This is a genomic window from Dyella lutea (genome assembly GCF_024158035.1).
In the GTDB taxonomy this organism is placed as follows: domain Bacteria; phylum Pseudomonadota; class Gammaproteobacteria; order Xanthomonadales; family Rhodanobacteraceae; genus Dyella_A; species Dyella_A lutea.
Genome location: NZ_JAMZEK010000004.1, coordinates 271,783 through 290,979, shown reverse-complemented (window position 1 = coordinate 290,979; position 19,197 = coordinate 271,783). Strand labels below are relative to the sequence as shown.

Annotated in this window: 12 protein-coding genes; 8 read left to right on the top strand and 4 right to left on the bottom strand. The window is 61.4% G+C overall.

From position 1 onward, the window contains the following. Positions 1-56: 56 nt before the first annotated feature. Genes NC595_RS17950 through NC595_RS17915 form a run of 8 tightly spaced genes read left to right on the top strand, consistent with a single transcriptional unit; the run spans position 57 to position 15,844 of the window. Positions 57-2,786, top strand: a complete 2,730-nt coding sequence (locus NC595_RS17950) for a DUF499 domain-containing protein (protein WP_253568720.1) — start codon at positions 57-59, stop codon at positions 2,784-2,786. After that, positions 2,786-3,787, top strand: coding sequence for a hypothetical protein (locus tag NC595_RS17945; protein ID WP_253568719.1), 1,002 nt, complete (start codon positions 2,786-2,788; stop codon positions 3,785-3,787). Before NC595_RS17950 ends, NC595_RS17945 begins: the two co-directional genes overlap by 1 nt. A gap of 24 nt (positions 3,788-3,811) precedes the next feature. Beyond that, complete coding sequence (locus tag NC595_RS17940) at positions 3,812-4,840, top strand: AAA family ATPase (RefSeq protein ID WP_253568717.1); 1,029 nt, start codon at positions 3,812-3,814, stop codon at positions 4,838-4,840. Beyond that, a complete protein-coding gene (locus NC595_RS17935; protein ID WP_253568715.1) occupies positions 4,840-7,470 on the top strand; it encodes a S8 family peptidase in 2,631 nt (876 codons plus the stop codon). Before NC595_RS17940 ends, NC595_RS17935 begins: the two co-directional genes overlap by 1 nt. Next, positions 7,471-10,674 (top strand): DUF1156 domain-containing protein, encoded by a 3,204-nt coding sequence (locus NC595_RS17930; RefSeq protein ID WP_253568713.1) that lies wholly within the window; start codon positions 7,471-7,473, stop codon positions 10,672-10,674. A 5-nt stretch (positions 10,675-10,679) separates the two neighbouring features. Next, positions 10,680-11,177 carry a hypothetical protein gene (locus NC595_RS17925; protein WP_253568712.1) on the top strand — a complete coding sequence of 166 codons (498 nt, stop codon included), beginning with the start codon at positions 10,680-10,682 and terminating at the stop codon, positions 11,175-11,177. Positions 11,178-11,186: 9 nt separating this feature from the next. Continuing rightward, positions 11,187-13,964, top strand: coding sequence for a DEAD/DEAH box helicase (locus NC595_RS17920; protein WP_253568711.1), 2,778 nt, complete (start codon positions 11,187-11,189; stop codon positions 13,962-13,964). 41 nt (positions 13,965-14,005) lie between these two features. Next, a complete protein-coding gene (locus NC595_RS17915; RefSeq protein WP_253568710.1) occupies positions 14,006-15,844 on the top strand; it encodes a DUF262 domain-containing protein in 1,839 nt (612 codons plus the stop codon). A 938-nt stretch (positions 15,845-16,782) separates the two neighbouring features. Here NC595_RS17915 and NC595_RS17910 read toward each other — a convergent pair. From NC595_RS17910 to NC595_RS17895, 4 genes are all read right to left on the bottom strand, one after another. Beyond that, entirely contained in the window at positions 16,783-16,995 is a 213-nt protein-coding gene (locus NC595_RS17910; protein ID WP_253568708.1) for a hypothetical protein, read from the bottom strand. Positions 16,996-16,997: 2 nt separating this feature from the next. Further along, entirely contained in the window at positions 16,998-18,185 is a 1,188-nt protein-coding gene (locus tag NC595_RS17905; RefSeq protein WP_253568707.1) for an AAA family ATPase, read from the bottom strand. Beyond that, positions 18,172-18,444, bottom strand: a complete 273-nt coding sequence (locus tag NC595_RS17900; RefSeq protein ID WP_253568705.1) for a helix-turn-helix transcriptional regulator — start codon at positions 18,442-18,444, stop codon at positions 18,172-18,174. The genes NC595_RS17905 and NC595_RS17900 overlap by 14 nt, the downstream gene beginning before the upstream one ends. A 148-nt stretch (positions 18,445-18,592) precedes the next feature. Further along, a complete protein-coding gene (locus NC595_RS17895) occupies positions 18,593-19,147 on the bottom strand; it encodes a hypothetical protein (protein ID WP_253568704.1) in 555 nt (184 codons plus the stop codon). Positions 19,148-19,197: the final 50 nt, after the last annotated feature.

Sequence of the window (19,197 nt, the reverse complement as noted above, 5' to 3'; positions counted from 1 at the left end):
AGAGTGTTTGGAAGCGCAAAAAAGATTGGCACATCGAACCAGGGGACCGACCGGAAATGCTTGGACTGACGCTACGAGAAGAATTCCGGGGCAAGCGCCTCAAGGGCACAGCCATCGAGCTGTCCAACGATCAGAAGACCGGCGCGACCCAGATTGCAGCCAAAGAGTTTCTGGAGATCACCTATCCGACGCACGACCTGCTGAAAGGCATCGAGGCCGTTGGCCCCAACCAGGGCCGCCCCGTGGTCGTGATCGGCGAACGCGGCCTCGGCAAGTCGCACTTGATGGCCGCGCTCTACCACGCGGTGACCGACCCGTCCTCGACCAGCTCATGGCTCAATGCATGGGCAACCACGCTTGCCGACGCCAGCATTGGCAAGATCGCCCTGCGCGACGGAATGCACGTCATCGGCGAGAGCCTGCATCGCCACCGCTATAAATTTCTGTGGGACGTGCTGTTCGAGAACCATCCGCACGGCACCTTCATCCAGGGTAAGTGGGACGGCCAGGGCGCGTCCAAGACCGAAATCCCGTCCGACAAGCTCATCATCGAGTTGCTGGAGAACAAGCCGACGATGCTGCTGCTGGACGAATTCCAGACGTGGTACGACGGTCTAACCAACACCAAGCAGTACCCGTGGAAGAACTGGGCATTCAACTTCATCCAGATTCTTTCGGAGATCGCCAAAGAGCGCCCCGATCTGCTGGTATTGGTTATCTCGGTGCGCAACGGCGGCAGCGACGCCTACCAGCAGGTACATCGCGTCAACCCGATCGCCATCGACTTCAAGGCAGGCGGCAGTGCCGAGCGCATCCAGCAGGACCGCCGCCGCATGCTGCTGCACCGTCTGTTCGACAACCGCTTGCAGATCGCCGATGGCACCATCGAATCGCTGGTCGCGCAGCACGTCGCAGAATCCTTCCGCCTGCTAGACGTGCCGTCCGCCGAGCAGGAGCGCAAGCGCCGGGAGTTCACCGAATCGTGGCCCTACGCGCCGCACCTGCTGCGCCTGCTCGAAGAACAGGTGCTCATCGCCACCGATGCGCAGGAAACGCGCGACCTGATTCGCATCCTCGCCAACCTCTACAAGAGCCGTGGCGAGGCCGTGCCCGTGCTCACCGCTGCCGACTTCCGGCTTGACGACGACACCTCGGGCATCGGCGCACTGCTCGAAGCCGTCGCCAACCAGCACCACCGCACGCTGCGCGAGAAGGCGCAGCAGAACATCATCTCGGTGCAGGAAGCGCGGCACGACCACGCCAGCGTCGCGCCACACCTGCAAGAAATCATCGGTGCACTGTGGCTGCGATCGATTGCCGTGGGCAACCTTGCCGGAGCCGATCCCGCCACGCTGCAACTGGACATCACCCGTGACAAGCCGGTGGACGACAACGCCTTCCAGGTCGAGCTGGCGACCATCGTCGAGAACAGCTTCAACATCCATCAGGAAGGCACCAAGCTGATCTTCCGCGAGGAAGAGAACCCGCGCGCCAAGCTCATGGCCTACGCGCGCAACGACAAGCTGTTCGCCGACGGCGCAGATCAGGCGCAGCTCGCCAAGCAAGTGCGCTATGTCATCGGCGGCAGCGACGAGGTCGCCAAGACCTTCCGCGTGATCGCACTGCCCAAGTCGTGGGTCAACGATCCGTGGACGACGCTCGATGAAGCCGAGCAGCCCGACAAATGGGATGACCGCCTGCCCATCCTCGTGCTGCCCGAGGAAGCCGACAAGCTCGACGCCACGCTAGGCCGCTGGCTCAAAGACCAGTTGCAGAAGCGCCGCAACACCGTGCGCTTCCTGCTGCCGCGCGCGGGTAGTACCAACTCCTTCATGGATCGCGACCTGCTCATCCTCGCCCGCGCCGAAATGAAGGCGCAGGAATGGAGCGGCCAGAACCCCGAATACAAAAAGCTGCACAAGGAATTCGAGAACACCCTGCGCGACAACCTCAAAAAGCGCTTCGACCGCTTCGCCATCCTGCAACGCTGGAACTTCGCCGACCCCGCGCAGTGCAAATTCAGCGTCGAGCGTCTCGACAAGCAGGGCTCGCAGATCCCCGAAGCCATCGAAGAGGCGCTAAAAGGCGACCTGTTCGTGCCAGAGGACTTCGAGGATCTGGTGCTCGTATACGCCAGCAACAACGAATCAGTCGGCAAGTTGCTGCGCGAACTGCAAGAGCCGCGCCCGGCCGGGCAGGATTGCATCCCTTGGCTGGGCGAAACGGCGATGAAGGAAAGCCTGCTGCGCCTGTGCTCAAAGGGCAAGATCGCCATCAACGTGCGCGGCATGGAGTACCTGCAGACGAACCCCGGCGAGGACGAGGACACCGCGTGGCGGCGACTGCGTCCCAAGCTCTCGCTCACGGGTCGCCACCTCGACGACGTATTCGTGATGCTGCCATCGGCAGTGCCCGCAACGGGTGGCTCTACGCCGCCCGCACCAGCACCGGGTAGTGTGTCAGGTGATGGCGCGGCCCCTGCACCGGGTGTGTCCGAACCCATACCGGGCGGTTCGTCCATTCCCACACCAGCCCCCACGCCCGGCGGAGGCATCTTTGGCGGTGACGGCGGCGCCGCCAGGCCGCGCACGCCGCTGTCGAACCCGGCTACATCGCCGCTGAACCTGATCGGCAAGATCGAGGGTTGGGGCATCGGCCCGGCCACCAAGGTGGCGGAGGTGTCCATCAAGGTCTCTGCCGCCACCGGTGCGCAGCTCAAGGAACTACTCAAGAAGCTGCCCGAAGGCATGACCTTCGAGCTGAACCTTGAGAAGGAGGACGACTGATGGCACTGACCGCCAGCGCCTTGCAGGCACTGACCCAAGGCTCCGACGCCGATGCTTGGCGCGTCATCGTCGGCCACGCGGTCGAAATTGCCAGCAAACCGCTGGCCACAGGCAATGCGCCCAGCGAGGTCGTCAAGCGCGACCGCGAGATCGGTGCACTGGATTTGTTCCTCTCCTCCAGCGGCTGGGATTTGTGGCGAGCCTTCGGCGACAGCGTGGAGCGCACCTCGGATCGCTTGGTGCGCTGGTGGGTCGAGCCCTTCAGCGCCAAGGCAGTGTTGATCCTCGACGGCCTTTCCCTGCGCGAGCTGCCGTGGCTGTTGCAGGGCGCGAAGGAGCGCGATTTCACCACGCACGAGGTCGCTGCCTGCGCCTCCGAACTGCCCGGCGAAACCGACGAGTTTGCCCGTGCGCTCGGCTTCAGTAGCCGCAGCAAGCTCCAGAACAACGGTGGCGGCCTTGCGCACAAACTGCAAGCCGCCAATACCGAAACCGTGGACTTGCCGTGGGAGGACTGCAAAGCCCTGATCAGCAGCGCGCCGAACCAGATCTTTTGGCACCACTGGCCCGACGCCAAGCTGCACGACATTGCGGGCCAAGGCCAGGGGCTGGAGCCGCTCACGAGGGACGTTGCCGAGCAACTGAACAGTGACGATTTCTGGGCCTTCGTCGAACGCCTTGCCACCGGACGGCGGCTGGTCATCACATCTGACCACGGCTACGCGGCCACCGGCTACTTCCCTGATGCGGATGGCGAGGTCGGCCAGTTCCTCAAGCAGACCTTTTCCAGCGGGCGCAACAAGGCGGGCACCGGCCTCACGCAAAACGATTGCGGCCCCTTCGTGCCGCCCGTGGCATTGCAGATAAACAGCCCCCACGGCGCGCACCTGTTGGCCTTGGGCCGCAGGAAGTGGCGCAGCCAAGGCGGCTACCCGACGCTCACGCATGGCGGCTTGTCGCTGCTGGAAGTGCTGTCGCCTTGGATTGAGATAAGCAGATGAGCATATTTTTCGGAGCATGGGCTAATGGCACAAGCTGATTTATTGGTTGATCTGGTCAAAACCGCGACCAGCGGGGATCAGCTTGCCTTTCGCAAAGCGGCTGAAGGGCTGATCCAGGAGGAGAAGCAGAAGGGGCACCGGCTGCTTGCGGAGCGGCTCGCCAAGGCATTGCAGCCCAGTGCCCTTCAGACTGCACGCCCGCCGGTTGGCAAGGTGATGGGCAACAGCCCGCACAAAGACCTGTTTTACGAAATCACGCCTGAGCGCAACCTGCAAAGTCTGGTATTGCCAGAAAAAATCAGGGCGCAGATACAAGAGCTGGTGGAGGAACAGCATCGAGCAGAGTTGCTACACGCCCACAATCTGCGCGCCAGAAACCGCGTCTTGCTCGCTGGCCCGCCAGGCAATGGGAAAACAACCTTGGCAGAGGCGCTGGCATTCGAGCTGATGTACCCGCTAATCGTCATTCGCTACGAAACCTTGGTTGGCAGCTATCTGGGCGAGACCTCCAGCCGCTTGAAGAGCGTGATGGACTACGCTAGAACGCAGCGTTGCGTTCTGTTCTTCGACGAATTTGAAACGCTGGGCAAGGAGCGCGGCGACACCCATGAAACGGGAGAAATAAAGCGCGTCGTCAGCACCTTGCTGATGCAACTGGATGAAATGCCCGACTACGTCGTGGTCGTTGCAGCCAGCAACCATCCAGAGCTGTTGGACAAGGCCGTCTGGCGGCGCTTTCAGCTGCGTATCGAACTGGCGATTCCGACTCGTGAGCAACTGACGCAATACATCGCCTCCATTGGCGAGCGATGCGGCGTGAAATTCGGCTATGAACCCGAAACGTTGGCGAAGCACCTGCTGGGGCTGAATTTTGCAGAGGTCGAAGAGTTTTGTTTGGGTGTCGTTCGTCGTGCCGTGCTCGACATGAAAACGGAAAACGCCCAACAAATTACCAAGCTGAAGCTGGAACAGTGGAAAGGCCGCCTGAAGCCAGCCGCAAAAAAGCGCATAGAGGCCGCTGACGATGTGACTGAAGAGGGGGCGAACCGCTGATGGCAACCTCTCTTCCACTTCTGGTATTTCCGCAGGCAAAAACCATCGCACCACCCAAAGGAAATGGCTTCCCGACAAGCCAACCCCATGTTCCCGGACATGGGAAGCAGGTGACGCGCCTGGGCGCGCAACTGACCACGCTGCAACAAGACTTTGATCGCTACAAAGCCAGCGTCAGCGGCTCCGTGGCTGGCTTTGAGCCTGAGACGGTCTTGGTGATCGAAATTGCAGGCAGCGTCAACGAGTTTCGGCAGGCTGTCGAAGCCATTGGGCTGGAGTGGATGGGCGAATGGGATATTGACGACATTCTGCCCGATGAGAATTTTTTCGAGCGCAACTCCAAAGGGGAACGCACGAACAAGGCCGTCAAAGGACGCATGTTCCTCTCGCTCGGCAACGAAGCAGGAATGCGGGAGCTTCTCTCGCTGTGGGAGAAGTGGCGGGACAACAAAACGCTGCCAAGCGGAAAAACCAAATGGCGCGATGTGTTCAACCAGACCGTACAAATCCGCCGTTGGGGGCTTGAAGAGGCGCTGCGCGAGACAGGCATGCTGGATCGCTGGCAGGATTTGCTGAACCCCATCAATCCGGCGCAAGCAATCCATTTTCAGATCGAGTTGTTCTATCGCCGATCAGAAGACAGGCGCAGACAGAACGAGCGCGACGTTGCTGCACTGCTGGAAGCGGCTGGTGGCCGGGCGCTGGGCGGCTTCATTGATATGCCAGAAATCGCCTTTCACGCGGTGAAGGCTGAATTGCCCGCAGAGCGCATCCAGCAGCTTTTGAACGATCTGGAATCCGAGAGCCACGACACCGACATCCAGCTCTTCAAGTTTCATGGCGTCATGTATTTCCGCCCAACCGGGCAAAGCCTTGCAGTCACGGAAGATGGTGAAGGCGTCGATACGGAAATAGCCGAAGGAGTTGTTGATCTTCCCCCCATCGCGGCCATTCTCGACGGCGTGCCCAATGTGCAGCATCAGGCACTGAAGGGCCGTTTGCTGCTGGACGACCCGGACAATCTTTCTGCGCAGTATCAACCGGGCGAACGAAAGCACGGCACGGCAATGGCGTCTTTGGTGGTGCATGGCGAAATGGCCGACGGCCAAGCCGAGCCCTTGTCGCGTTTGGTGTATGTGCTGCCCATCATGCAGCCAGACCCTCTTTCCGATCCAAGAAACAGAATCGAGCATGTCCCCGACGAGGTATTTTTCGAGGATCGCATCGCGCGCGCGATTCGGCGGATGTTTGAGGGCGAAGGCGCGGTGTCTGCACAGGCCCCCAGCGTCTGCGTCATCAATCTCTCCATCGGCGACCCCGCACGCCCCTTCATCCATACACCCAGCCCTTGGGCAAGACTGCTGGATTGGCTGTCGTGGAAATACCGCGTGCTTTTCTGCGTCAGCGCTGGGAACTATCACGACGCCATCGACATTGGCTTGTCTGGAACGGACTACCTAGCTTTGGCCGACCCCCAAAAGGTCGAGCATGTGCTCAAGTGCATTCAGGCCCAGCTATCCGGGCGGCGCATCCTGTCCCCGGCAGAATCCATCAATGCCATCACGGTTGGCGCAACCCACGCTGACAGCGGCGGAACCTACTACCAGGGGCAGCGTACAGATTTGCTGCCCGGTGCAGCGTTGTTCAGCCCCGCCGGACGGCTTGGACATGGCTTCCGTCGTTCAGTCAAGCCGGAAATCCTGTTCCCCGGTGGCCGACAGTTGTATCGCACGCCTGTATTGAATAGCCAAACCTCATATTCCTTGGATGGCTCACTCGGAGCGCCGGGACAGCAAGTAGCCTGGGACAGCAATCAATCTGGCGCTTTGTCGCAAACCGTCCATACGCGTGGCACCAGCAACGCCACCGCCCTTGCCACGCGCAGCGCGGCACGCATTTATGAAGTGCTGGATGCTCTGCGCGGGGAACACGAAGACAACATTCCGCAGGAGTTGGTCTCCGTACTCATCAAGGCGCTACTGGTTCATGGTGCCAAGCAGGATGATGAAGCCTGCAAGGCCATCACTGCCGCGCTGAAAACGCGAGATAACTCGCGCCAGTTCAAAGAGGTGATGGCGCGCTACCTTGGCTATGGCGTAGTGCAGATCGAACGTGTGCTGGCGTGTACAGAGCAGCGCGGCACGGTGCTGGGCTGCGGCGAAATCCGTGAGAACGAAATCCACGAATATCGCCTGCCCCTACCGCCCGGCCTGTCCAGCAGTCAGGCATGGCGTCGAATGGTGGTGACCCTGGCATGGTTTAGCGCCGTCAATCCCGATCACCGGAATTTCCGCGAGGCCAAGCTGGAACTGTCGCCAGCCAATAACTGGGGCACTTTGCCACTGAAGCTTGCGCGCCAAGACGGAGATCACAATCAGGTGCTGCGCGGAACGGTGCAGCATGAAGTGCTCGAAGGCACAGACCAAATCGCTGCATTTCAAGACGGCGACAGCATCTTGCTGCACATCGCGTGCAAGAAGGACGCAACGGCACGTCTCGACGACGCCATTCCCTATGGCCTGGCTGTCACCCTGGAGGTGGCAGAAGGCATCCAAATTCCAATTTACGAACAACTGCGTACCCGGCTCCAGCCTCAAGTCGCTGTTGGTGCAGCTGGGGGAACACCTTAAATGGCCACCAAAAAACAACTACTCCAAGAAGCCGTCGCCAAGGCCGTAGGTGCAGGCAAAGCCGTCGCGCTGGAAACGGTGGACTTCGACGACCCCAACCGCCCTAAGACCTGCCTGGAGGTGGATTTCCCCATCCTGCCGGTCAATCAATTGGCGATCATCGAGGGCAATGCGGGCAAGCCCATCTACCAGATGTCGAAGTGGTGGGCGCGGCGGCGTTCCAGCGTGTTCCGCTCCATGCTGATCGCTGCGGCCACCAAAGCACCGGACGACCCTTCGCACGCGGCCAAGCTGGTCTGGGACAACTACTACGCCAACCACCAGAAGAAAGGCGCGTTCAAACACCTGAAGGTGGCGGACATCTTCATGGGCGGCGGCACCACGCTGGTGGAAGGCTCGCGCCTCGGGATGCAGATGGTCGGCAACGACCTCAATCCGGTCGCGTGGTTCGTGGTGAAGCAGGAACTGGCCAACGTCGATCTGGAGCAAGTGAAGAAGCTCCTCGCCGACATCGAGGCCGAGGTCAAGCCGCAGATCATGCCGTACTACTACTGCGACGGCCCGCAAGGCGAGAAAGGCAAGTGGACCCATCTGCCCAGCAACAAGGCGATGCCCGCCGACTTTGACCCGCTCGCCATCCCGCGTGACGAGCGCAAGGACTACCGCTACGAAGGCCCGGAGATCATTTACACCTTCTGGGCCAAGCACGGGCCCTGCCAAGTGACTGGCTGCGGCCATCGCACGCCGATCATGACCAGCCCGGTAATGGCGGTGAAGACGCTCACCGTCAAGCATTGGGCACACAGCTGCGGCGAGTGTGGCGAGAGCTTCGACGTAGAGGAAGAAGCCGCGCGCATGGCACCCGATGCACCATTCTACGTCGCGCCAACCGAAGCTCCTTACTCCGTGCTCGACCGTAGGAAAGGCGTGATCTGCCCGCACTGCGGCCACACCGCGATGGTGAGCCTGGGCAAGGGCAAGAACAAGAAGGTGGAACTGAGCCTGTTGGTGCATCCGCAATGGCTGGCGGGCGAAGCGAAGCAGGATCCAAACGGCCAGCCTTACGGCGGTTCGGCGCAGGACGATGTGGCGGCGACCACGCGATGGGATGCGGCACGCGCCGCGAAGATTCGCTTGCTGGAGGTGCGCGGTGCGCTGGCGGATGAAGTGACCGACCCGGATACGGGTGTCTCCTTCGCGCCCGAGAAAGGCACGGTGCCGAAGAAATCGCACTACGCCTGTTCGGCCTGCGGCACGGTGCAGGATGTGCTGACCACCATCAAGGCCACGGGCAAGACCGGGCCGATGGCCGCTTACGCGGTGCAGGGCTACGCGCCCAGACGAGATGAAGCAGGCAAACCCTACGGCGGTCGCTTCTTCGCCGCCTACGACACGGCGCACGCCAAGCAATACGACGCCGCGTTCGCGGAATGGGAAGCGCGCAAGGATGCCGACCTGAAGGACTACTGGCCGCGCTCCGAGCTTCCATACGGGTTTATGACCCACCATTTGCAAGGTGGCGTCCCGAACCACGGCTTCACGCATTGGTGGACGATGTTCCATCCGCGCCAGTTGCTCGTTCACGCGCAACTGCTGAAGGCCATAGTGAACGTCGGGAGCTACGACTGGAAGACGCGCGAGTTTGTTCTTGGCGCATTCCAGAACTACCTACGCAACCAAAGCGTTCTTGCCTTCTGGCACATCAACAAGGATCACTTTGTTCCTGCGATGTCGAACAACAATTTTCACCCCAAATCAACGCTGGTTGAAGTTGGTGTCTTTTCGCCGATGGGCTATGGCCCTTGGAGTTCTTGTGTCCCTGTTCTCCTTGAGAGCCGCGATTGGGCTATGCAGCCTTGGGAGGCAGTAAGTGCTGAGAGCTTGAAGCGCAAGGACGCTGTGCTTGCCGATGGCATCAGCGGCAAGAGCGAGAAAGTGTTTCCCAGCGACCCTGTCAACGGCGCGGAAGTTTTCTGTGGGTCGTCCACAGAGCTGGCGAAAGTTGCTGATGCCAGCCTTGATCTGGTCATCACCGATCCGCCCTTCGGCGGCCTGTTGCACTACTCGGAGCTGTCCGACTTCTTCTACGTCTGGCTGCGCCTCGCGCTGAAGGACAAGTACCCCGACTACTTCCGCGCCGACTACACGCCCAAGTCACTGGAGGCGGTTGCCAACCGCGCGCGCGAGCCAGAAGACCCGGATGGCTTCTACCAGCGCCTGCTTACGCAGTGCTGGCGTGAAGCCCATCGCGCGTTGAAGCCCAGCGGCATCCTGGCCTTCACCTTCCACCACAGCGAGGACGAGCCGTGGGTGGCGGTGCTGGAGTCGCTGTTCGATGCGGGCTACTACCTTGAAGCGACCTACCCCATACGCTCTGACGAAACCAAGGGCGAAGGCGAATTCGGCTCCAAGACCATCGAGTACGACATCATCCACGTCTGCCGCAAGCGTACCGAAGAACCCAAGCCGGTGAGCTGGGGCCGCATGCGTCGCGAGGTGATGGCCGACGTGCGCCAATTGCAGGCGATGCTGGAGAACCACGCTAAGGAAGGGCTGCCTGCCGCCGACATTCAGGTCATCCGGCGCGGAAAGGCGCTGGAATACTTCTCGCGCCACTACGGCAAGGTGTATGTCGACGAAGGACGCACCATCTCCGTGCGCGACGCGCTGGTCGGCATCAACCAGCTCATCGACGAGGACGCCGACAAGGGCAAGGAAGCACCGCCAGTCAACGCCGAGCCGATCACGCGCCAATTCCTGCGCACCTTCGGCAGCGCGCCGGAGCTGAAGCGTGACCAGTTGCAGAAGTTTCTCAAAGGCTCGATCACCACGCCGGACGAGTTCGTGCAGCGCAGCTGGTGCGCGGAGAAGAACAAGGTGTTCACCCGCACCGAAGCGCTGGACTTCGCGCGCGAATGGTCCGGCAAGCATCGCCGCAGGCTGATCTCCGATCTGGATCAGGCGCTAGTGCTGATCGGCGCGTGCTTTGACGGAAGCGGCATTAATGCCTCGGACACGCTCAGGAATGACAATTTCAGGCCGCACGTCGCACTGAAGCCGCTGCTGGAATGGTTCCAACGCAACGGCCCGGATCAGGCTACCCGCAACGCGGCTTCGCGTGCGGTGTCGATCTTCACCACCTGGCGAGCCAGCCAGGCACCTCAGCCCGCGCAGGGTTCCTTGTTCGATGACGATGGGGAGTAAGAGCAATGAGACAACTGCGCGACACGGTGTGGCAGCGGCGCGGCACCAGTTGGGTGTGGGACGAAGAGGCCCGCAACCAGATTTGCGCAGCCCGCGAAGTGTGGAGCCTGCGCCAGTTCCTGCGTGCGAAAGGGCAATGGCCCGATGATCTCCCCAGCAATGGCGGCAGAACGCTTGTGGTCGCTGGACTGGACGGTAGTCTCGATCTGCTGGCGCCAACGGATGCCGAGGCGTGGTTGGCTGACACCATCAAACCTGCCGTGCTGTCGTTTCAAGACGAATGGGGAAGCGATGGCGCGTTGGTGTTCTGGCTGCCCGGTGGCCAGAACCGCGTCAGGGCGAATGCCGCCACGGACGAGGTGGGCTGGTTGTGCCACGCGCCCCACGGGCATCAGATCGACCTCGGCCGCATCTTGTGGGGCCAAGCCAACGAGTACCCGCAGGAGATTCTGCTGCGCGACAGCGGTAAGCCCGCTGGCTTGTTCCACCTGCGGATTACTTGAGGTCGGCGCGTGACGGCAGAGATTCAGTTCCAACCCGGTCAGCGCATCACACACCACGAGTACGGCCAGGGTGTCGTCCTCGACCCGGCGCGTGACGGCTATCTGCGCGCGTTCTTCGGCGTCGGCGAACGGCGGGTGCCGGTGGCGTCGCTGCGTCGCGAACTCACGCGCACCGAGCGCATCCTGGGCGCCGTGGATGGTGGCGCAGAGCGGTCGCGCAAGGCATGGTTGTCCTACGAGGCGCACGCGCTGCCGGTGATGGAAAGCGCCTCGGCGCTGACCTCGGCCAAGATCGACCTGTTGCCGCATCAGGTGGTGCTGACGCACCGCATCGCCACCGCCTCACCCCGGCGCTACCTGATTGCCGACGAGGTGGGCTTGGGTAAGACCATCGAAACCGCGCTGATTTTGCGAGAGCTGGCCAGCCGGGGCGAATTGACCCGCGCCCTGATGGTGGTGCCTGCGGGTCTCGTGAACAACTGGCACCGCGAGCTGAACGAGGTGTTCAACCTCGACTTCGAGGTGTTCGGCTCCGAAGGCGACATCACCGACCGCAAGACCAATGCCTTCGCCAAGCACGACCGGCTGATTGCCAGCATCGACACTTTGAAGCGCCCGGCGCGCATCAAGCGCCTGCTGGACGCGCCGCGCTGGGATCTGGTGGTATTCGACGAAGCGCATCACCTCACGGCCTACAAGACCGGCGGCAAAATCAGGAAAACCGAGAACTACAAGCTGGCCGAGGCGCTGAAGGATCACTCGCGCGACCTCGTGCTGCTGTCGGCCACGCCGCACCAGGGTAATCACTTCCAGTTCTGGATGCTGGCGCAACTGCTGAACCCGACGCTGTTCCGCAGTCCCGAGGAGATGGTGGAGGAGCGGCACCGGCTCAACACGGTGATGTTCCGCCGCACCAAGGCCGATGCTTGCCAGCCGGATGGCTCGCCGCTGTTCGCGCGGCGCTTGGTTCACACGGAATCCTTCGTGATGAACCAAGCCGAACGGTTGTTCTACGAGAAGCTACGCGAGTACTTGGAGGACGGCTTCGACCTCGCGCGCCGCCAGGGCAACCAGGGGCGTGCACTGGGCTTCTTGATGGCGATCTTCCAGAAGATCGCGGCATCGAGCTTTGCCGCCGTGCGCCGCACGCTCAAACGCCGCCTGTTGATGCTGACGCTGCACGAGGCGTTTCTGCGTGACAAGGAACTGGACATCGAAGGCCGTGAGCGCCTGACCGATGAAGCGCGCGAGCTTATCCACGAGGAGTTTGGCTTGCCGCGCGACAGCGTCGGGCGCAGCGAGGTAGACCGCGTGCTGGCCGACCTGAAGTACCGGCTGGTGAAGAAGCTGGACGAAGAGGCGCTGGAGATGGCGTCCGACCCTTATGCCAGCGAGTATTCGTCCTCGCACGCCGAGGAAGCCGCTTCGGCGGTGGTGAACCTGCACCTGCCCGAGGAGCGCCTGCGCATTGGCGACCTGCTGCGCGTGTTCCCGCCAGAGCGCGAAACCAAGATGCAAAAGCTGCTCGACGGCTTGGGCACGCTGTGGCGGCAGAACCCCCACGAGAAGATCGTGATCTTCGCCACCTACCTCGGCACGGTGGACATGATCGCCCGCGAGATCGAGCAGATCTTCCCCGGCCAGGGCGTTGCCGTGCTGCGCGGCGGCGACCACGGCGCGAAGGTGGCGGCGGAGCGGCGCTTCCGCCTGAAGGACGGCCCGCGCGTGCTGGTCTGCACGGCGGCCGGGCGCGAAGGCATTAACCTGCAGTTCGCGCGCGTCTTGTTCAATTTCGACCTGCCGTGGAATCCGATGGACATGGAGCAGCGCATAGGGCGCATCCATCGCTACGGCCAGAGCCATACCGCGCAGGTCTACAACCTCGTGCTGTCGGATACCATCGAAGGCCGCATCTTCCTGCTGCTCGACGAGAAGCTCACCGAGATCGCGCGCACGGTTGGCAAGGTGGATGACCAGGGCAACGTGGCGGAGGACCTACGCGCGCAGATCCTTGGACAGTTATCCGAACGCTTGAACTACGACCGGCTGTATCAGGAGGCGTTGTCCGACCCGGAGCTGAAACGCACGCAGGTGGAGCTGGAGGCGGCACTGTCGAACTCTCGCGAGGCGCGGCAGGTGGTGTTCGACCTGTTCCAAGACCTCGACGGCTTCAGCCTCGACGACTACAAGCCCTTCTCGGACGTGTCGTCCAGCCTGGATCGGCTGGTGCGCTTCCTCTCGGCGGCGGTCGCGGATTGCCAGCAGAAGCTGGTCAAGGTGGACGATGCGACCTACGACCTCGTCACCGTCGAAGGCACGCGCCGCGCTCGCTTCACCCTGAGCCGCGAAGCCGCGACCAATCAGGACGATCTGCAATTGATGGGCTTGGATCACCCATTGGTGCAGGACGAGTTGGGTCGCTGGCGCAGCGTGCCGCCGGAGGAAGTCGGTATTGCCGTATCCGGCGACGTGGACGAGCCGGTGCTGCTGTCGCTGTGGATGGTTGAAGCATCGGCTGGCAAGGGCGAACGTCGCGTGGTTGTGCAGCCTATCGCCGTCAAACAGGACGGCACGCGTGTTCCGGCGGTCGAGCGCCTGTGCGAGAAATACCTGCAAGCGCCGCCCGCCACACCGATATTTCGGCCCGAGCAGCGGAGCGACCTGTTCATTTACGCCGTCGAGCCAAGCCTGCAGCGGGAACTGAAACACAAGGGAGCCGCGAATGGCGATGGCAGCTATTCAGCGGAACTGATCGGCTACGTCGAGGTCGTGGCGCAGAGCGCCTGAGGTCGCCACGCGGCGCATAGAAGAAGACAAGGACAGGAAGCATGGCCCGTATCGAAAACCACCAATACAGCATCGAGGAAGCCTTCAGGGAGTGCTTCTACATCGTCCCGGACTACCAGCGTGAGTACGTCTGGACGGACAAGGAAGTGCATCAGCTGCTGGAGGACATCGGCGAGCAGATCGATGCGGGCACGACGCGGCAGTATTTCATCGGCACCGTTCTGGTATCACCAACCGAGCAGAAGAACCATTATGAGGTCATCGACGGTCAGCAACGCTTGACCACCTTCTTCCTGCTGTTGTGCGCGCTGAAGCACTTGTTCCAGAGCGAGCCGCGGCAATGGCAGATGATTTCCGGATTGATCTCGACCAGCTACGTGGACAGCGGCGGCGAGGTGCGCACCAACCTGAAGCTGGAACCGCGTTATGAGAGCGCGGGCGAAGTGATGGCCAAGCTGGTGGAGCTGGACGCCGAGCCTATGGCCGTGCGCGCAGGCATCCAGGCTGCGGGGATCACGAGTTTCGGCTCGCTGGAGAATCTGGTCAATGCCTATGGCACGCTGTACCGCTACCTGAAGGACAACTACGACGATACAGTCAAGCTGAAGAAGTATTGGGGCTATCTGGCCAACAACGTGGTGTTCATCCAGATCTCCACCGATATCAGCAGCGCGCTGAAGATTTTCGAGACCATCAACGAGCGCGGCGTGGGCCTGAACCCGATGGACTTGCTCAAGAACCTGCTGTTCACGCAGGTCAAGCAAACACAGTTCACCCAGCTCAAGGACGAGTGGAAGAAGATCACCAAGCCGCTGGAGAAGGAGAAGGAAAAGCCGCTGCGCTTCCTGCGCTATTTCTTGATGGCCAATTACACGATCAAGAACGAGCGTGGCGATGCGGTGGTGCGCGAGGACGAGATCTACGACTGGTTTATCGCCAAGGACAACGCGGCGCTATGCGACTACGAAGGCAAACCCTTCGAGTTCGTTCGCAAGGTGATCCGCAACGTCGAACACTACCTGGCCTTTGCCAACGGACTGGGCAATGACGGCAAGCCAAGTCTGGCGATGGACAGCCTCAAGCGGCTGGCAGGCGGCGCGTTCAGCTTGCACTACGTGTTGCTGCTGGCGGCGGCGAACTTTCCGAAGCCACTGTTCGACCACTTCGTGGCGCAGCTGGAGAGCTTCCTCTTCTACTACATCTTCACCAAGACACCGACCAAAGATCTGGAACGCAGCTTTTCCCAATGGGCCGACGAGCTGCGCACAATTTCCGAGGCCAGCGATCCGGTGAAGCAAAAGGTGCAGCTCAACACCTTCATTGCCGACCGCTTCGAGAAGAACATGGCAGGCAAGTCGCAGGAACTGGCCGACGCGCTCAAGCGCTTCACGCTGTATTCGATGCAACAGTACCGCACACGCTACTTGCTGGCGCGCCTGACCCAGCACGTCGAAATGGCATTCAGTGGGCTGAAGACCCCGGGCAGTCTGGAGCCCTTCACCAAGCTGGAAATCGAGCACATCCTGCCCGACAACCCGAAGGCGGAACTGCGTGCGACGTGGGCGGCAGAGAATCCAAATGCGGCCTACGACGACTACAAGAATCGCCTCGGCAATCTCACCTTGCTCGAAAAGCCAATCAATATCGTTGCAGGCAATGATTTCTACGCAGCAAAGCAGGTCGAATACGGCAAGAGCGGCAACTACCTGACACGCAGCCTGCTGGCCCTGACCGACGTCGGGCAGAACACGTCCATCTCGCGGATCAACGCCAAGTTAACGGCCTTTCCAACATGGAATGCCGCGTCCATCGAGAAGCGTCACGCAATGCTCATTGCTCTTGCGCAGGAAGTCTGGAAGACGGCTGCCATCGACATCTGATCACGGCTTTGTCGAAGGGGATCGCTCTACCAGCAGCATCCCCGACCCATAGCCGCAGCATCCTCAGTTGCTCGGCGCTTCGTGGCATGCGGGGTAGGTGGCGACAACAGTTCCCGCAATTGCAGAGACCGAAAGACCTGTGGCGGACGTTTCCACGCACATTCAAGTCTCTTGCGAAAGGCGGCGCACCGTGCAGATTTTCGACCCAGGTAGGCATCGAGCTGTGAAACCTAAAACATTTGCTTATTTGCATGCCTCGAGAGCACTACCAGTACCGTACTTTTTCATGAATCGGGCGAGCGGAAGCTCGGGCGAGCCCCAGAGCTGGGACAGCTCTGCAACCAGGGCAAGATAGACACTCCAGCGCATGTACCGGGGCCTGGGCGGGACAGCGAAGACCGGACCGTTGAATCTCAGCCGTCGACGAATAGCTCCTATCCGCTCGTACACGTGAGTCCCCCGGCTGGTGCGCTGACAGGGGTACACCGGTGGCGGATCAAATGCCGCCCGGCTGTGGAAGCCCTCCACACCGGGAAAATGAAACAGGCTGGTGGCTCGCTTACGTGTGCTGGGACAGAAAAACCACCAGCGCATCCCATCGAACTGCGTGGGCGTGGCTACGAGCTCGATCCGCTGCAGGCCTGGCGGCCCGAAGATGCCCGGACAATCCGCCTCACGCACCTCGACCCAACCTACGTGTGACCTCAGCCTGACCTCAGCCCGGCAGACGTTGACCGTGCGGCCATCCACGATGCCGGTCACCATGGCTTGAGCGCCATTGCATTCGAACAGTCCCAGCCGACGGAGCTCGCTGAGATCCAGCCGGAGGGCGTCCTCGAGGTGGGGGCGGCTGCCATAGTGACGCCGTGAAGAGGACGGCGCTGCTCCTCGATTGGTCATGCGACCTCGCTTCCTCATCCATTTACCTTCAACCATCATCAGCGCAACTGTTGCGCCGACCTATCCAGATTCGACCGGCCGAGCTCATGGTGGGGAAGCATCGCGAGCAGCTCGGTCTTGTTCGCTCGAATAGCCTCCTTCAGCTCTGGTGGGAGCTGCTTGTTTCGGCTCTCCAAATGCAGGGTGTCTCCCGTTCGCGACAACACACCGCCAGCAGCCCAGACGAGAAGCAAGGTCTCGATAGCGTTCATAGTCAGAAATCCTCCCGATGAACGGCCTCGGCAATCTCTTCGGATGGCAGAGACTCACGAAGACCGCCGAAGGGGACCAAGTCCAAAGGGTGCGTATCTTCGGCGGTCTTCGGAAACCGGCTTTCGGGTTCGTGTATCAGAAACCACTCCCAGCCACCTCCCATGCCCCTCTTACGCGAGCCGACACCTGCCCGCTTCTTTTGACGCTCGATCGTTCGCCAAGCGACACCAGCTTCAGCCGCTGCCTGCTTGAGCTCCTCAACCGATTGCGGCCGTCCGGACAGCATGTCGCGCAGGAATGCCACCACCTCACCAACTGGCCCAGCCTGCGCGTAGGCCTCCATCTCGGCCTCAGCCAGCAAGGCTCGAGCAGTCCCCTTCAGCGGAGGGCCCCATTCGACCCAAGACGCTTGAATATTCGGATGGTCCGGCAACTCGCCATTTCGAAGGTGAAATTCGAAGCCATCACCATCGGGACCGTTGTTGGATTTGGCACGGACAAGGATTCGTCGCTCCAGCCGGTCCCCGCTCGGTGACTGACGTACTGCAACCATGACCAGCCGCGGCACGGCACCGAACGCCAAGGACCCGGTCAGTCGCTCGAGCGGCTCTCTACCCTGCGTGCCCTTGGAAAAATGGGTAATACCCAGTACTGCGGCACCGAGAGCCGCAGCCATGTCGACCAGCGGCTGAAGGCCGCGGCGAACATCCGAGTTCTGGTTGCTGTCCTTCGCAACGGCTGAGACCACCGGGTCGATGATGATCAGACGGACATCGGGTAATAGCCGTATCGCCGCATGGAGTTCGGGGAGATCTCTCGCAGGATCGAACGAAAGCTTTTCATCACCACGCCGCACACCCATCACGAATGTGATGCGCGTCATGTCGGCCCCAGCGGCTAGCAGGCGCGGCACGAGCGTTGTCCGGTAATCGTCCTCCCCAGACCAGATCACGACGCAACCAGCCTCTACATGGGAGCCGTCGGGCATTTGGCCACCTCGACTGACGGCGGCTGCCATCGTCATGGCAAGAGTCGTTTTACCGGCCCCAGGCGCACCTGCGATCAACTGCAAACATTTGGTCGCCAGCCAACCCTCCCAAAGCCAATCGATCGGTTGAGGCGGTAGCTCGTTCGCTGACGCGAGCAAGACCTCGGCTCTTTCTTGATCGTTGCGGTTACGTCTCGTCATGACGACCTCCCGGAACCACGTCCGATGTCGACTTGCTGAGACTGAACCGGGCGTCACGAGCCGCGCGTCGCTCCGTGATCCAGGCGTCGATCTCTTCGCTGTGCCAAGCCCGTGCGGTCGAAGTCAGCGAGACTGGCTTGGGAAAGTCGCCGCGCTTGATGGCCTCGTATATTGTGGACCGGCTCAGGCCGGTCTGACGCATGACTTCGGGCAGCCGGATCAGTCGCGGTGAAACGGGGGATGCAAACGGTGTTGCCATGGAAATCTCCGAACCCGAGCAGCTTTGCTCGGCTACGGGTTCCCTAGTGTAGGCACCGCTAGCCAATGCGGTAGGGCAAACAATTCCCTAGGAATTGTTTGCCACTTGACAGCAGATCGAGCCCAGGTGGCTCCATCGAAGAGCGTACTTATTTTTTGTCTTCGGAACCGCCTTTGCGGGCAGGCTTGGGCCGTTTGGGCGGCTCGGGGACGGCGTCACGGAACACCGGCCCTGCTCCTGACCGTCGATAGGCGCGCTCGGCGCGGATGATGGTGGATCGACTCAATCCCCACTCTTTCGCCACAGCCTGGATGGCGTCTTGAGCCTCTCCGTCGTCCGGAGCGGAATTGCGTGGCAACCCCTTGTCCACGTAGTACTGCACTCGGCGACCGATTTCCGTCCGGTCTTCCACCTTCTCCGGGGCCCCCACATCCCGCGCGAGGCCCAACCAAACCGCAGCGCGCCGGGGTTCATCCAGACACTTTTGGAGGCACTGGGCGGCATGTGGTGCGAGGTCGGGATGGAGCACCTGCCCCTCTGCCAGCACGCGAATCACTTCCGCCCAAAATCGGCGCGCCGTGTCCAACGGGGCGGGGTCGTTTTCATGCGGAAGTAGATAAGACATCCTCATCCTCTCCAAGCCCTGCTGGATCGCCGGATGCCCGACGGTGATTGCCTGGTCATCCTCTTCGGCACCCATCATGCGCTCCTCCTTCTCGCTCCTAACCTGGGCCGCCCCGGGGCCGTGACGCC